At 56.5% G+C, this 14727-nt stretch carries 14 protein-coding genes and 1 pseudogene; 8 read left to right on the top strand and 7 right to left on the bottom strand.

Features of this window, described 5'->3' with window-relative positions; translation table 11 throughout:
* Positions 1–98 precede the first annotated feature (98 nt).
* Complete coding sequence (locus AC2FIP_RS09420) at positions 99–1007, top strand: LysR family transcriptional regulator (RefSeq protein WP_496786118.1); 909 nt, start codon at positions 99–101, stop codon at positions 1005–1007.
* Between the two features lie 29 nt (positions 1008–1036).
* Here the strand turns inward: AC2FIP_RS09420 and AC2FIP_RS09415 are convergent, their stop codons facing one another.
* The 3 genes from AC2FIP_RS09415 to AC2FIP_RS09405 form a co-directional block, all read right to left on the bottom strand.
* A complete protein-coding gene (locus AC2FIP_RS09415) occupies positions 1037–2035 on the bottom strand; it encodes a formylglycine-generating enzyme family protein (protein WP_496786117.1) in 999 nt (332 codons plus the stop codon).
* A 183-nt stretch (positions 2036–2218) separates the two neighbouring features.
* Positions 2219–2725 carry a hypothetical protein gene (locus AC2FIP_RS09410; protein ID WP_496786116.1) on the bottom strand — a complete coding sequence of 169 codons (507 nt, stop codon included), beginning with the start codon at positions 2723–2725 and terminating at the stop codon, positions 2219–2221.
* 408 nt (positions 2726–3133) lie between these two features.
* Positions 3134–4084: a GlxA family transcriptional regulator gene (locus AC2FIP_RS09405; RefSeq protein ID WP_142635891.1), complete on the bottom strand. Its 951-nt coding sequence runs from the start codon at positions 4082–4084 to the stop codon at positions 3134–3136.
* Between the two features lie 154 nt (positions 4085–4238).
* Between AC2FIP_RS09405 and AC2FIP_RS09400 the strand changes: the two genes are divergently transcribed.
* The 4 genes from AC2FIP_RS09400 to AC2FIP_RS09385 are packed head-to-tail and all read left to right on the top strand — an operon-like array spanning position 4239 to position 8711.
* Positions 4239–4949: a GntR family transcriptional regulator gene (locus AC2FIP_RS09400; protein WP_496786114.1), complete on the top strand. Its 711-nt coding sequence runs from the start codon at positions 4239–4241 to the stop codon at positions 4947–4949.
* A 7-nt stretch (positions 4950–4956) separates the two neighbouring features.
* Entirely contained in the window at positions 4957–5874 is a 918-nt protein-coding gene (locus AC2FIP_RS09395; protein WP_496786113.1) for a dihydrodipicolinate synthase family protein, read from the top strand.
* A gap of 3 nt (positions 5875–5877) precedes the next feature.
* Positions 5878–7374, top strand: a complete 1497-nt coding sequence (locus AC2FIP_RS09390) for an aldehyde dehydrogenase (protein WP_496786111.1) — start codon at positions 5878–5880, stop codon at positions 7372–7374.
* On the top strand, positions 7371–8711 hold the full coding sequence (locus AC2FIP_RS09385; protein ID WP_496750110.1) for an NAD(P)/FAD-dependent oxidoreductase: 1341 nt from the start codon (positions 7371–7373) through the stop codon (positions 8709–8711). The genes AC2FIP_RS09390 and AC2FIP_RS09385 overlap by 4 nt, the downstream gene beginning before the upstream one ends.
* Here the strand turns inward: AC2FIP_RS09385 and AC2FIP_RS09380 are convergent, their stop codons facing one another.
* The 4 genes and pseudogenes from AC2FIP_RS09380 to AC2FIP_RS09365 form a co-directional block, all read right to left on the bottom strand.
* A complete protein-coding gene (locus AC2FIP_RS09380; RefSeq protein WP_496700687.1) occupies positions 8712–9446 on the bottom strand; it encodes an SDR family NAD(P)-dependent oxidoreductase in 735 nt (244 codons plus the stop codon).
* The gene (locus tag AC2FIP_RS09375) at positions 9443–10174 is read right to left on the bottom strand and encodes an SDR family NAD(P)-dependent oxidoreductase (protein ID WP_496786110.1); all 732 of its coding nucleotides are present in this window, start codon (positions 10172–10174) and stop codon (positions 9443–9445) included. The genes AC2FIP_RS09380 and AC2FIP_RS09375 overlap by 4 nt, the downstream gene beginning before the upstream one ends.
* Positions 10175–10241: 67 nt before the next feature.
* On the bottom strand, positions 10242–11783 hold the full coding sequence (locus tag AC2FIP_RS09370) for a trimethylamine methyltransferase family protein (RefSeq protein ID WP_142635980.1): 1542 nt from the start codon (positions 11781–11783) through the stop codon (positions 10242–10244).
* 122 nt (positions 11784–11905) lie between these two features.
* Positions 11906–12055: pseudogene (locus AC2FIP_RS09365) on the bottom strand (BCCT family transporter); the annotation flags it as partial.
* Between the two features lie 143 nt (positions 12056–12198).
* On the opposite strand from AC2FIP_RS09365, the gene AC2FIP_RS09360 reads away from it, so the two are divergent.
* The 3 genes from AC2FIP_RS09360 to AC2FIP_RS09350 all read left to right on the top strand — a co-directional run bounded on the left by AC2FIP_RS09360 (position 12199) and on the right by AC2FIP_RS09350 (position 14622).
* Positions 12199–13104, top strand: coding sequence for a LysR substrate-binding domain-containing protein (locus AC2FIP_RS09360; protein WP_496786109.1), 906 nt, complete (start codon positions 12199–12201; stop codon positions 13102–13104).
* A gap of 91 nt (positions 13105–13195) precedes the next feature.
* Positions 13196–14350: an aromatic ring-hydroxylating oxygenase subunit alpha gene (locus tag AC2FIP_RS09355; protein ID WP_496786108.1), complete on the top strand. Its 1155-nt coding sequence runs from the start codon at positions 13196–13198 to the stop codon at positions 14348–14350.
* 47 nt (positions 14351–14397) lie between these two features.
* The gene (locus AC2FIP_RS09350) at positions 14398–14622 is read left to right on the top strand and encodes a hypothetical protein (protein ID WP_496691672.1); all 225 of its coding nucleotides are present in this window, start codon (positions 14398–14400) and stop codon (positions 14620–14622) included.
* The last annotated feature ends 105 nt before the right edge of the window (positions 14623–14727 follow it).

Here is a 14727-nt window from a genome sequence, read left to right as displayed (position 1 = left end):
GACAATAATGTCGCAGGAAACGACAATTCCGGCTACAGAAAGAGACGACCATTCCATCATTTGGTATGAGCGTTCTGAATATTGGAACGAGGGTGTAAATGATTGATTCCAAAGCCATAGATGCGGTGCGCTCATTGGCCAGACACGGCAACTTTCGCGTGGCAGCGGATGCAATCGGAACCTCTCCGGCAAGTTTCTCACGCTATATCGGCCAGGCAGAAGCTTATGCCGGTCAGACGCTATTCGAACGGACAGGCCGCGGCGCAACCATCAGACCGGCGGGGAAACGCTTTCTGCAACTTCTGGACGCGCTGCACAATGCGACCAGCCAGTTTGAAGCAGGAGTCAAACGGCTGCGTTCGGTCGGCCCGGAGGTGCTGAATATCGGTTGCGGCCCCCTGACGACCCGGACGATCATCACGCCGCTTCTGGCAGAGCTGCTTGATAACTGGCCAGATCTTCGCGTCCGCGTTGATGTGCGGGCCACCATGGAACCCCTCGAAGCATTGCGGATAGGGCGTCTGGACGTGGCGGTTTGCGATCTTACGCACACGCCCAACCTAAGCGATCTGGACATTCAGGTCGTTCGAAAGGAACCCGTTTTCTTCTGCGCTCGCCCCGACCATCCCATTCATCAGGCAACTCCGGTCTCAATCGCGGAGGTGTTTCGGCATCCGTTTATAACCGCGCATATGCATCGCCACTGGCGCTCTGCCATTGCCGCCACTCTGGGGAATGACGAGAAAGCCTGGCATATTGTTGACCGATTGCCCCAGATCGAAAGTGACGATTTCTCTTTAGTTGCCGATATGGCCTGCAGAGCAGACCTGATTGCCGGAGGAATGAAGGAAGATTTTGATCAGCACCTGAAATTGGGGATGTTGAAAGAGATACGAACCACGCAACCTCTGACCTGGAACATATGCGCTGCCCGTCGCAAGGGCGTCAAATTTGCCGCGCTTGATATGTTCTGGAATCGATTGTGCCACCGGTACGGAGCGGAATAAGCCCGCCGCATGACCGGAATACCCGGCGGTTAGTCTACATCGCGGACAACGCGAAATCCGACATGATTGCTGCCCAACGACATCTCAACCGGCTGCCGCGCTGCAGGTCGGTAACGCAGACAGAAATTCGGCGCGCAAAGCCATGAGCCCCCTTTGACCAACCGCATTGCACCCATCGATGCGCTACCGAACTGGGCGGCAAAGGCCTTTTCCGGGCCGGTAGGATCTATTTGGTCGCCAGGAATGTGCCCCGGCACCCACCAGTCGGCCACGTGCTCCCAGACATTGCCCGCCATGTCATAAAGGCCGTAGCCATTGGCCACATATGAAGCTACGGGTGCGGTTCCGACATGGCCATCGTCAGCCAGGTTTTCGCTTGGGAACTGTCCTTGCCAGGTGTTTGCTTTCCACCCATTGCTGGGATCATAGCTGTCACCCCAGGTGTAGTCGGCGCCTTCGATCCCACCGCGAGCTGCAAATTCCCATTCGGCCTCGGTCGGCAGACGACCTCCGATCCACTCTGCAAATTCTGCGGCATCCTCGGGTGACACATGCACCACCGGATGGTCGCCCAGTTCCGCAATCGAACTGCCCGGTCCTGCCGGGTGTTGCCAGCTTGCACCTTTGACATAGCGCCACCATGCGTTGGGATTATTCAGCGACACCGCTTCCTTAGGCTGGGCGAAGACCATCGATCCAGGCTCAAGCAAATCTGCAGGCAGACCCGGGAAATCCTCCGCCGACAAGCCACGCTCTGCCGTTGTCTGATACCCGGTTTCTTCGACAAATTTCGCAAATTGGTCGTTGGTAATTTCTGTCCGCGTAATGTCAAAGGACCCGACATTCACTGGATGGACCGGAGTCTCTTCCGCTTGAAAGTTTTGCGAACCCATCAGGAATTCTCCACCATCCAGCCGGACAAACTCAGGACCTGGTTTGGAACCGATACTGGTATACCAAACGGCAAAGCATACAATCGCAACCACGGGAACCGAGCCATAGGCTAGCAATCTTCTTGAAAGGGGCATGTAGCATTAACCTGTTGGATCTATCAGGGGTGAATGTAGTGATTTGGTACGGTTTTCAATCCCCTACTGTGAATGGGCAGCATTCCTACCCTTCGACCTGAGCTTCAACGAAAGGCGCGCACCTGCCTGATGCGAGGCAAATTCACCTACACTTGTAAATTCATGTCAAATTGGGACCGCTGTTCAATTCAAACGATCCACAGCCGCCAAAGCACCCGACAGAGCGACCTTGATCTCTGAGGGCATGCCTCTGCCCTGTTTATATTGATTGGCCGCGATCCAACCTGCCTTGTGCCCCCGCGCACCAATCGCCTTCATCCGGGCATCAGCCGCAGAATCCGGCATTTTTTCAATCAGGTTTCTCGAATACTCGATCTCATCGCGGGACAAAATCATACCAACCGCACTGTATACATCCATGCCTACTTGCATCGTCAAATGATCCAGCCGATGCGTTGCCCCAGACAACATCCGCGTGCAATAGGCCGCCAGAAAATACCAGCGAAAGATCGCAAGTATGCGCTTCTGAGTATCAGTGACTGTATCCACCTCAAATATTGCCGTGGCGGATATCTTTTCAAATGCTGAACTGGCCGCCTGTGAGGCCTGAATAATCTGATCCTCGCGCACGTCTACGGGTATGACTGGCGGGACAGGTGTCACGACCGGCTGGTAAGTTTCGAAATTCATGCATGGCCTCCGGCTTTGGTTGCTGAAGGGAACATGGGGGTTCGAAAATGCATCCCGATGTGAATCTCTGCCATAGTTTGTAAGTATACCCGGTATTTTGGCTAAACTTAAAAGCCATTTTTCATATGTAACGCAAACTCAAGGACAAACTTGGCTATTTGAGCTATTAATTGTGTGGGATTTGAGCCGCATTTTTGCAGAAATCTGGGCCTTTATATCGCCCTAAACCCCCTTACATCTGACACGATCTTGCAGAATTTGTGCCCTTTTTACCAAATACAAACAGTCAATCCTGCTGATCAGTTTACGAGTTTGAATTTAACGAGGGGGTACAAGCGGGACTAGGGGGTGAGCACCTGCCGGGCCGGGCTCGCCCTAGGGCAGAGCAGCTCCCCCCGCCGCCTTCCGTCAGTCGATTTTGCTTTTTTGCGAATGCGGTGTGACACCAAAACTGGATCGATAAACCCGCGAGAAATGACCGGGATTTTCAAAGCCACAAGCCAAGGCGACCTCAGTGACGGATGCTTCGGTCTGAAGCAAAAGCTTTTGCGCGCGTTCCAGGCGTAATTCCATAAAGTACTTTTTGGGCGAAGTGTTGAGATACTTACCAAATAACCGCTCTAACTGGCGCGTGGATATGCCAAGATCATCCGCGATCTTTGACGGAGAAACCGGTGCTTCAAGGCATTCGCGCATGGTATGGATAGCCCGAGCCAGATGTGCGTTACGCATCCCGTTGCGCGATTGCAATGATACCCTTTGTTTGGCCGTTGCGTTGCGGGCAGCATTATACACCATCTGATCTGCAACCGCGATCGCCAGCTCCTCACCGTGGTCGCGTCCGATCAGATGCAACATAAGATCGGCAGTTGCCGTCCCACCCGATGCCGTGATGTGTTTCGCGTCTGCCACGAAGACACTGCGCACAAGGTTCACCTCTGGGAACGCTTCCATAAACGCATCGTGATATTCCCAATGGATCGCAGCCTGAGAGCCATCCAGAAATCCGGCCTCTGCTAGAAGCCAAGCACCAGAACACAATGCCCCGATCGGCGTGCCCCGCGCACGTTCGCGTCGCAACGTCGCCAGAAGGTCGCGTGAGACATGGTTGCGCATGTGGATGCCCGACAAGACAAACAGCTGATCAGTCTTTGGAATATCGCCCAACCCGCCATGCACAAGTGTCACCACCTTATTGGAACACACTGCACGCTCTGCGTCCTCCGATATCAGCGTCCAATCATATAGCGTTTTCTCACTGACCAGATTGGCGATCCGCAGTGGTTCGACGGCACATGAAAAGGCGAGATGCGAGAACTCCTCGATCAGAACAATGGTGATGTGCCGCATCTGAGGCATAGGGTATTCCACTTTGTTCGGCCGGATTGGCTGAGTCTTTGTCGTTGGATTATGCTGCACGAAATTTCTATGTATACAATATGTATTTTATTCGGATACAAAAAGGAGGCAATCGAACCCAATCGATTCTTGCTGGCTGGGCTGGAGGATCCGGATGAAGGACGTCGCAAAAACCCGCAAAACGCAGCTGGCCGAGCACTTGAAGGTCTCGATCCTGACTTTGCGCCTGCAACCTGGCACCGATCTGGACGAGGTGCATCTGTCCGATGCGTTTGGCCTGTCGAGAACGCCTTTACGCGAAGTGTTCCGACAACTCGCCGGAGAAGGGTATCTGGACCTGCGAACAAACCGCAGCGCGCGCGTGTCCGAAATGTCGTATACCACCTTGCGCGATTTCTTTCTGGCCGCGCCGATGATTTATGGAGCAATCCTGCGACTGGCAGCGGCGAATGCAAAGCCTGTGCAGATTGAAGCCCTGAAAACCGCACAGCAGGCATTCAAGGCCGCGCTGCGGGATGGGGCAGCCGAAGAGCGCGCCCTGGCCAATAACCGCTTTCACGAAGTGACCGGCGAAATGTCGGGCAATGTCTATCTATTGCCCTCTTTCAACCGTTTGCTGATTGACCATGCCCGTATCGGCATGACCTTCTACCGGCCACAGTCGGGCAGGATGGTCGAAAACCTGTCCGAGGCAAGCCAGCAACACGACGCCATCATCGACGCCATAGAGGCACGCGATGAAACGGCTGCTGCGCAGATGGCCGAAGATCACTGGAACCTGTCACGCGATCAGATCGAACTGTTCGTGATGCCCGATGCGCTGGATGTCCCAATGGGCCTTCCACCGCTTTCGAAACCTGCATGAGGACGGAATGAACCCAATTTTCCGATTTGAGGGGGTCTATACCCCGGTGGTCACGCCCTATCAGGCCGACGACAGCGTGAACTGGGACGCGCTGGCGCAGGTGATCGAGCTTCTGATCAAGAATGGCGTGCATGGTCTGATCTCGGGCGGGTCGACTGGTGAGAATTATGCGCAGACCGTGGAGGAACGGCTCGAATTGGCGCGGTTCACCCATGTGCGTCTGAAAGGCCGTTTGCCTCTGGTTGTTGGCACGGGCGCGATGTTGACGTCGGACTCGGTTGCGCTGGCGTCGGGTGCAAAGGAAATCGGGGCGGATGCGATCCTGTTGGCCAGCCCGCCCTATTCGGTGCCCACCGACCGCGAAAATGCGCTGAATGCGCTGGCCATCGACAAGGCCGCCGACCTGCCGGTAATGCTGTACAATTATCCTCACCGCACAGGCACGATGATGGGCGAAGAATTCCTGGACCGCGTCGGGCGCAGCAGGAATTTCTGCGGCATCAAGGAAAGCTCGGGCGATATCAACCGGGTGCATCTTCTGGCGCGGGACTACCCGCATATCCAACTGGGATGCGGTATGGACGATCAGGCGCTGGAATTCTTTGCCTGGGGCGCGCCGTTCTGGGTCTGTGGCGGCTCGAACTTTCTGCCTGCCGAGCATGTGGCGCTATACCAGGCCTGTGTAATCGAGGGTGATTTTGCCAAAGGCCGCCGGATCATGTCGGCGCTGATGCCCTTGATGCGGGTATTAGAACAGGGTGGCAAATTCATCCAGACCATCAAGCATGGTGTCACAATGAATGGGATTGACGCGGGCACCGTTCGACCGCCGCTGAAATCTTTGAACAAAGATGACAAACGCGCGCTAGAGCAAGTGACGCGCGTGCTGAAACAGAAAATCGCTGACATCATGGCAGAGGGGTAAGGTATGACATTGCTGACGCAGGACGAATACGACTCCATCGCCGCGGGTCTGACCTTGCCAACCGGCGCCTTTATTGATGGCGCGTACCGCCCGGCGATTTCCGGGCAGTCCTTCACCACGGTTAACCCGGCGACCAACAAGAAATTGGCCAACATTGCCGCCTGCGGCGTAGCGGACGTAGATTTTGCCGTCGAGAAGGCGCGCGAAGCGTTCGAAGATGGCCGCTGGTCGAGGCTGCACCCATCCGAGCGCAAAAATGTACTGATCCGGTTGACCAAACTGATCACACGCAATGCACGTGAACTGGCGGTGATGGAAAGTCTCGACAGTGGCAAGACCATCTTTGACTGCGAGACCGTCGACCTGCCCGAGACCATTCATTGCCTGAAATGGCACGCCGAGGCGATCGACAAGATCTATGATCAAGTCTCGCCCGCCAGTGACGACCACATCGCTTTGGTCGTGCGCGAGCCGATTGGCGTTGTCGGGTTAGTCCTGCCCTGGAATTTCCCATTGCTGATGCTGGCATGGAAGATCGGGCCCGCTCTGGCTGCGGGCTGCTCGGTGGTGGTGAAGCCGGCCGAGGAGACTTCACTGACGGCATTGCGGCTGGCCGAACTGGCGATGGAGGCCGGTTTGCCACGCGGCGTCCTAAACATCGTCCCCGGCGCAGGTGCCGAGGTGGGCGAACCTATCGGACGGCACATGGATATCGATATGGTGTCCTTCACCGGTTCAACCGTGACTGGCAAACGGTTTCTGAGCTATTCGGCGGAAAGCAACGCCAAAGAGGTGGTGCTTGAAATGGGCGGCAAGAATCCGGCCATTGTGATGGAAGATGCAGAAAATCTGGACCGCGTGGCGGCACATATCGTCAATGGTGCGTTCTGGAATATGGGTGAGAACTGCTCGGCCACGTCCCGCCTGATTGTCCACAAGGACATAAAGGCCGAGTTGCTCGACCGCATCGCCCATCATGTAAAGCAATGGAATGTCGGCGAGCCTCTGAACCCGGAAACACGATTGGGCGCAATGGTCAGCGAAGCTCATTTCGATAAGGTCTGCGGATATCTGGATCAGGCCGAAAACGTGGTGATCGGAGGCAAAGCGGACAATGGCTTTGTCGAGGCCACCGTAGTCGAACTCCCTGGCAATGACGCCATCCTGGCACGTGACGAAATCTTTGGTCCCATTCTTTCGGTGATCACGGTTTCCAGCTTTGATGAGGCCATCAAGATCGCCAACGATACCGAGTATGGTTTGTGTGCGTCGATCTTCACAGCCAATGCGAAACGCGCCATTCGCGGGGCGCGGATGATCCGGGCGGGAACGGTGACTGTGAACAGTTTTGGTGAGGGCGATATCACCACGCCCTTTGGCGGCTATAAACAGTCTGGCTTTGGTGGGCGCGACAACTCGATCCATGCGCATGACCAGTATACCCAGCTAAAAACCATCTGGTTCGACCTGTCCGACGATGCGGATGAGGCCGTGGATTGAGCAGCTATGCCGCCCGAACCCTGCCAGTCCATCGCGGACCTGCGGCCTGGAGCGTCATATTAGGCGATCCACTCCCGGCCCAAGAACTGGATGGTGATCTGACGGCGGATGTCGTGATTGTTGGTGCCGGTTTCGCAGGGTTGTCAGCGGCACAGCGTTTGAGGCAGCTGCAAAGCGACGCAAAGATTGTCGTGCTTGAGGCTGGCCGCGTGGCCGAAGGGGCTGCGGGGCGCAATACGGGTTTTATGATCGATCTGCCACATGACCTGGCCTCGGACAATTATTCCGGGCCGGGGGATGATCGCACCATGATCACATTAAACCGACTTGCAATTGATTTTGCCCGATCGGCGGTCGAGCAATATCAGATCGACCCGAATTTCTTTGATCCGGCTGGCAAGGTTAACGGAGCGGTGAGCGCGGCGGGACATGCACATAATATCAGCTATGCGCATCATCTCAGCACTTTGGGTGAGACCAGTGAAATGCTCGACCAACAGCAGATGCACGCCCTGACAGGGTCGCGCCACTATCGGTCGGGGCTATACACACCCGGCACGGTTATGTTGCAACCAGCAGGCTATATTCGCGGTCTGGCTGCGGGACTGATCAAGGATGGCATTGCATTGTACGAGAGCTCTGGCGTGTCCGGATTTGAGAAGCAAGGCGGTGCGTGGCTGGTAAAAACCGCGCGCGGTACCGTCAGCTCTGGTGCAGTCATCCTGACGGTGAACGGGCATCTGGAAAGCTTTGGGATCGAGCGCGACCGACTGATGCAACTGTTCCTTTTTGCGGCAATGACCCCGGAGCTGGACGCCGAAGTGCTGTCGCGGCTTGGGGGGCAACCCCGCTGGAGTGTCACACCATCTGATCCGTTGGGTACAACGATGCGGCGCATTGATACGGCGCAGGGCGGCAATCGGATCATAACCCGTACCTGCGCGGCCCTGCGCCCGGGCATGACCTCAACTGCTGGTGATCTGGCGCGCGCCTCGCGGGTGATGCAGCGCAAATTCGACCAGCGATTTCCGCAGTTGGCGGGGCTGGACATGCAATATCACTGGGCCGGTCATCTCTGCCTCAGCCTGAACGGCGTTTCCGTCGCGCGAGAGGTCGAACAGGGCGTGATTTCCGGCTGCGTCCAGAATGGGCTAGGCACGGCGCGCGGCACCCTGACCGGTATCGCGGCAGCAGAACGCACCTGCGGCCACAGCTCGAATATCACCCGGTATTTCGACGCCCAGGATCAACCCAAACGCCTGCCCCCAAAGCCATTTCGAGAGATCGGTGCCAATGCAGTGCTGCGCTGGAAAGAATGGCGCGCGCGGGACGAGTGATCAGGGCAGGCTCAGCTTGGCCATGCGGCCTCCGTCGACTGTGTAGACCTGCCCGGTGATAAAGCTGGCATCATCCGACGCCAGGAAGGCGACCAGCGCCGCAACCTCTTGCGGGCTTCCGGTTCGGGCAACGGGGTGTATGCGCTTGATATCCTCGTGAAATGTCTCCGGGTCCGGCATTGAGGCGATGAAATCCACGTTCAACTCGGTGTCGATCCAGCCAGGGGCCACGGCGTTGCAACGAATACCCTCTGCCCCATGATCCACGGCCACCGCTCGTGTCAGGCCATGCAACCCGGCTTTGGATGCGCAATAGGCAGCATGGCCGGGATTGCTGCCCAGCCCCTCAATCGAGCCGATATTGACAATCGCCCCGCCCGCCCGCCGTAGATGGGGCAGCGCCGCCTTGATCAGCAGGAACGGGGCCGTGAGGTTGACTGTCAGCGTGCGCTGCCAGTCTGCAAGGCTCATCTGCTCGACGCCGGCTTCCTGCATCATGCCTGCATTATTGACCAGAATGTCCAATCGCCCGGACAAATCAACGACCTGATTGACCACCGTTTGCGGGCTGTGGGGATCTCTGAAATCGGCCTCGAACCCTTCGAATTCCGGATCGCTCCCACGTTGCGCGGTAAAGACCCGTGCACCTTCGTGTTGCAAACGTTCCGCGATGGCGCGTCCGATACCGCTGCGCCCGCCCGTGACCAGTGCGGTTTTGCCGGTAAATCGCGTCATGAAACCGGTTTTCCTCCGTTCACTTCCAGCAATGCCCCACACACATAGCGCGCGGCGTCCGAGGCAAGAAACATCACCACATCAGCAATATCTTCGGGCTCGGCGATACGCCCCAAGGGCACCGTCCGGCCCAGCTCTGCCACGGCAGTATCCGGATCGAAGCCGCGTTTTTCAAACCCCGACCGCAGCATCGGCGTGTTTACTTCATTCGGGCAGACGGCGTTAATGCGGATGCCCTGATGCGCGTGGTCCATACCCATGCATTGTGTCAACGACGCAATAGCTGCCTTGGTCATGCAATAGACCGCGTGGTTCGGCCCAGGGCGCAGCCCCCAGCATGACGCGGTGTTCACGATCGCGCCACCACCACGCGCCGCCATGATCGGGATTGCGGCGCGACAGATGCGAAAGGGCGCCTCGACATTTACGCCCAGCGACAATGCCCATTCGGTATCCGAAGTCTCGGTCACCGCTCCGCGGGTGATGACCCCCGCATTGTTGACGACGATATCCAGCCCGCCCAGCGCATCCGCCGCATGTTGCGGCAATGCATCTGCATAAGCGCTCTCGCGCAAATCGCCGGGCAAATGGGCGTCGGCCTCGATACCCTCAACCGAAACGTCCGCAACCGCAACCCGTGCCCCTGCCTGCCGCATCCGCTGTGCAATAGCAGATCCGATGCCGCCCGCAGCCCCTGTGATGAGCGCTGTTTTGCCCGTCAGCTCCATTTTCCCTCCGAGTGCTAAATGGAAACCCACCCGACAATGCAGTCGGGATAGGTCCAAGGCGAAATCTTTAATAGGTTTGGTTCAGCTCGTCAGCGGCGGGAATTTCCCGTTCCCGCCGGGCGATATAGTCCAGCAGGGCCTCGTTTTTGGCCACGTCCAGTGTCGGTTCCTGGTATTCGGCCAGCAGCTTGCGCGCGTGCTTCAACGCGCGCTCAGTGATCTCAACCCCGCCTTCTGCCACCCATTGCTCAATCGAGTTATTGTCGAACATCTCGGGCATGAAAAACGCCGTTTGAAAATTGTCCTGCGTGTGCGGATGACCCAGATAGTGCCCGCCTGGACCGACCTCTGGAATGGCGGCAAGAGCTTGGTCGAAATCATCCCATTGCGGGCCTTCTGCCATGCGATAAGCCATCGCACATTGTTCAGCATCGACAATGAACTTGGCGGTGGAACAATGCATCCCGGCCTCATTCCAGCCGGCCGAATGCCAAATATAGTTCGCACCGGAATGAAGAACGGCCTGTAGCGTCGTGGCGGATTCGTACCCGGCCTGCGCATCAAATGTCTTGGCCCCACCCAGCGTATTCGAGGTGCGCCATGGAACGTCGTAGAACCGGGCCATCTGCCCGATCATAAAGTTCATCAGGCTGATCTCGGGCGTGCCGGCCATCGGGGCACCTGATTTCATCGACACCGTCGACAGGTAGTGCCCGTAAATCGCCGGAGCACCTTTGCGAATGACTTGGGTATAGGCCAGCGCGCTCAGTGCTTCGGCGTTCAACTGCGCCACTGTGGCGGGAACCGATGCGGGCGTATTGGCCCCGCCCAGCACAAAGGGCGAGCACAAGACAGGCTGATTGCGGCGAGAAAAGGCCCGCATCGCGCCCAGCATCGTTTCGTCCCAGACCAGCGGAGAGTTTCCGTTGCAGTTGCCCGTGGTGACCGGATGATCTTCAATGAAATCTTCCCCGAACAGGATCGCACACATCTCAATGACGTCTTCGGCGTTTCTCGGCGAGGTGGTCATACCCATGAACGTCTTGTCCGAATGTTTCATCGACGAATAGGTAATGCGCAAATGTCGCTGACTGATCGGGTGGTCGTAAGGTTCGACAATGTGATGCGCCGAGGAATGCATCGCCGGCAGCATGTGGCTTAGTTTGTGGAACATTGCCAGATCATCGAGCGTCGGATTGCGCCTCACGTCATCGAGATCGCGCAGAAAGGGCGCGCCGGTCATCGGCACAAAGATCGAGTGCCGTCCGCCCAGTCGCACGTTCTTGTTCGGATCGCGTGCATGATAAGTGAAGGTGCTGGGAATGGTGGCGATCAGCTCTCGGACCAGGCCCCGGTCCAGATAGACCAGTTCGCCCTCGACCTTTGCACCAGCTTTTTTCCAATCCTCCAGTGCGATTGCATCGCGAAACTGAACACCGACATTCTCGAGAATATCCATTGAGGCGCTGTCGATCCGGTCGATCTGGCTGCCATCCATCACCTCGCATAGGGGGATGCCTCGGGTCAGGCCGGGCAACATCTCGAAATTCGGAGCAGAGCGCAGCGCGCGCCGGGCCGCGCGGCCACCGGTTCGGGTCATGGTACGCATATTCACAAGGCGATCCTCCAATCCTCCCCAATAGATTGCGGTATTTGGTCAAAGCAAGCCTCACTAATTGCGATACATGTTTGCAGGAAGCGACCCACACCCGAAACCGCCGAAATGATCTACAGACCCATGATGACGACTAGACCTGCTATCAGTTCAACCTTGCTTGGCTCGGGATCATCTCCGCCCATATCTATGATCCACTCCATGCCGGTGATTGCATAAGAACCGTCAATGAACTGGCTGACACCAAACCCGGTCGTCACAGAAACATTACCTGATTTTGACGGCACGCATCGGAAACACGGCACTCGACATCATCGTTTTGGAAAATTTCTTCTGGCGCGCAACCCTAAAAAATCCAATATTTGAGTGAGAATAATTAACCTGAAGACCACCAACGGCTACACCTGTCATGTCCAGACGCCACTATAATCTGCCGCCACTCACCACGCTGTCGGCCTTCGAAGCCGCTGCGCGCCATCTAAGCTTTAAGAATGCGGCTGAAGAACTGTCGGTAACGCCGGGCGCGGTCAGTCATCAGATCAAAGCGTTGGAAGGTGATCTTGGCACTGCCTTGTTCCAGCGCAAACACCGGGGGGTCGAACTGACGGAAGACGGCAAAGCGCTGTATGACGCGCTGGCTTCTTCGTTTACCCGCATCTCAAAAACACTGGCAACAATCCGCGACCGTGCCACCGTCGAAAAGGTAACCGTAGGATCAACCACTGCAGTGGCTGCTCTTTGGTTGTCGCCATCGGTAATCCGGTTCTGGCGCGAAATGCCTGAAGTAAATGTTGACCAGCTTTCACAGGATCGACCATTTCGGGATCGGCCGGATATCGATTTCTTTATTCGCTACGGCCGGGACGGCAACGGTGACCTGTCGCACACCCCTCTGTTTCGGGATTGCCTGGTCCCCGTCGCCTGCCCAGAGGTGGCGGATCGGTTGGCCGGTGCAAGCCTCGAAGATCTCGCAGCTGAACGACTGATACATCTGGACTCTGAAGACCGCAGCTGGACCACTTGGCCCGAATGGTTTCAACAACTCGGGTACACGGGAACCATTCCGATCGATTCTCGTGTGAACAGCTATTCGGTAGCCCTCCAGCGGGCGCGTAAGGGGGCCGGGCTGGTTCTTGGATGGCAACGCTTGATCCACCCCATGCTGCAATCGGGAAAGCTGGTGGCAATCGGGCCCCACCTCCAGATCGCTCCAAACCAGTTTTATCTGGTTGGCCGCTCGGATGAAGACTTGTCCGAAAGTGCCCGGGCGCTGAAAGATTGGATCATTCAAGAGGTTCAGGACGGTTCGGTTTAGGTGAAATCACCCTGTGATGAGGTTTTCTGATATTGAGTGGATGCCAGCGTATCCGCCAATAGAGACCAAGCAACACCTGCAGGAGAGCCCGATGAACAAGCATACTGCGCTGTCTTCCGTTCTGGTCGATGTGAATGTCGCAAACGGCCTGCCAAACGAACACTATATCGACCCGGCACTTTTCGCCGAAGAGCGTAGATCGGTTTTGTACGCCAACTGGTCCGGGATCGGCTTTGGCAAAGACGTGCCCGAGGAAGGCGATGCCATGCCGGTCGATTTCCTAGGCATGCCTTTACTAATCGTGCGGGATCGAGATGGTGAGGTTGGCGTATTTCAAAATACCTGCCGTCACCGCGGGATGATCCTTGTCGATACCCCTCGCAAGATAAGTGGCGCGATCCGTTGCCCCTATCACAGCTGGTGCTACAGCCTGAAGGGAGAGCTGCGTGCGACGCCACATGTTGGCGGCGCCGGTCACAACACCCATGAGGACGTGGATCGCAAATCTCTGGGCCTGATCCGTATTCGCTCTTATGTCTGGCGGGACGTGGTCTTTGTGAATGTGGACGGCAATGCACCCGAATTCGAAGAGGCGCACGCCGCCTTATTGGAACGCTGGAAAGAGTTTGATCAACCAGTACATCACGGCGGTGAGGCCTCTTCGTTCAAGTTGGAGGTCAAGACCAACTGGAAGCTGGCGGTTGAGAACTATTGCGAAAGCTATCACCTGCCCTGGGTGCATCCCGGCCTGAACAGCTATTCGCGACTTGAGGATCACTATAACATCGAAGTGCGCGGGCACTATTCCGGTCAAGGCACGCTGGTCTATCGACAACTCACTGACCATGACGGCACCACATTCGCCGATTTCGACGGGCTCAGCGATCAATGGAATGAGGGCGCAGAGTATGTGGCCGTGTATCCGAATGTTCTTTTGGGTGTGCAGCGTGACCATGCCTTTGCCATTCTCCTGGAACCGGTTGATCACGAAAATACCGTTGAGCATATCGAGCTTTATTATGCCAAAAGCATCGAAGACACACCTGAACATGATGGCCTGAGGGCGGCAAACGCCCAGCAATGGAAAACTGTGTTTGAAGAGGATGTGTTCGTTGTTGAAGGGATGCAAAAGGGTCGGCACGGAATGTTGTTCGACGGCGGTCGGTTCTCTCCGGTGATGGATGGTCCGACCCATAATTTCCATCACTGGGTTGCGACGCAGATTGAAAGCGGTCGCGCCGACTGAACCAGCTGTCTGGCCACGCACGACTGGCCAGACGCGACGGAGACCCGATGGACAGAACAGAATTGGATCGCTTGCTACTTGAGGCGCATGATCATGATGATCCTGCCGCGTTGGTCCGCTATTACACTATTGCAGCAGATGAATGCGAAGCGGTGCAAGATATCGACGCGGCCTGTTTTTACCTGACCCACGCCTTTGTATTCGCCCTGGAAGCCGGGGCCTCTGAAACAGATGAATTGAACCACAGACTGGTCGCGTATGGACGTGCATAGTGGTGGACATCGGAGACTAGCCTTGGGTTATATCTGTTCAATCCCACGTGAAATTTAAACCCGTTGTCTTGGGTTCAGTACTGGTAACACATGACGACAAGACCA

Source organism: Ruegeria sp. CDSB114 (genome assembly GCF_059611025.1).
This window is presented reverse-complemented; position numbering and strand designations above follow the sequence as displayed.

What these genes read in the sequence shown, in the direction of transcription:
- AC2FIP_RS09420 (WP_496786118.1), top strand. Translation starts at nt 99, where the DNA reads ATGATTGATTCCAAAGCCATAGATGCGGTGCGCTCATTGGCCAGACAC.
- AC2FIP_RS09415 (WP_496786117.1), bottom strand. Translation starts at nt 2,035, where the DNA reads ATGCCCCTTTCAAGAAGATTGCTAGCCTATGGCTCGGTTCCCGTGGTT.
- AC2FIP_RS09410 (WP_496786116.1), bottom strand. Translation starts at nt 2,725, where the DNA reads ATGAATTTCGAAACTTACCAGCCGGTCGTGACACCTGTCCCGCCAGTC.
- AC2FIP_RS09405 (WP_142635891.1), bottom strand. Translation starts at nt 4,084, where the DNA reads ATGCCTCAGATGCGGCACATCACCATTGTTCTGATCGAGGAGTTCTCG.
- AC2FIP_RS09400 (WP_496786114.1), top strand. Translation starts at nt 4,239, where the DNA reads ATGAAGGACGTCGCAAAAACCCGCAAAACGCAGCTGGCCGAGCACTTG.
- AC2FIP_RS09395 (WP_496786113.1), top strand. Translation starts at nt 4,957, where the DNA reads ATGAACCCAATTTTCCGATTTGAGGGGGTCTATACCCCGGTGGTCACG.
- AC2FIP_RS09390 (WP_496786111.1), top strand. Translation starts at nt 5,878, where the DNA reads ATGACATTGCTGACGCAGGACGAATACGACTCCATCGCCGCGGGTCTG.
- AC2FIP_RS09380 (WP_496700687.1), bottom strand. Translation starts at nt 9,446, where the DNA reads ATGACGCGATTTACCGGCAAAACCGCACTGGTCACGGGCGGGCGCAGC.
- AC2FIP_RS09375 (WP_496786110.1), bottom strand. Translation starts at nt 10,174, where the DNA reads ATGGAGCTGACGGGCAAAACAGCGCTCATCACAGGGGCTGCGGGCGGC.
- AC2FIP_RS09370 (WP_142635980.1), bottom strand. Translation starts at nt 11,783, where the DNA reads ATGCGTACCATGACCCGAACCGGTGGCCGCGCGGCCCGGCGCGCGCTG.
- AC2FIP_RS09360 (WP_496786109.1), top strand. Translation starts at nt 12,199, where the DNA reads ATGTCCAGACGCCACTATAATCTGCCGCCACTCACCACGCTGTCGGCC.
- AC2FIP_RS09355 (WP_496786108.1), top strand. Translation starts at nt 13,196, where the DNA reads ATGAACAAGCATACTGCGCTGTCTTCCGTTCTGGTCGATGTGAATGTC.
- AC2FIP_RS09350 (WP_496691672.1), top strand. Translation starts at nt 14,398, where the DNA reads ATGGACAGAACAGAATTGGATCGCTTGCTACTTGAGGCGCATGATCAT.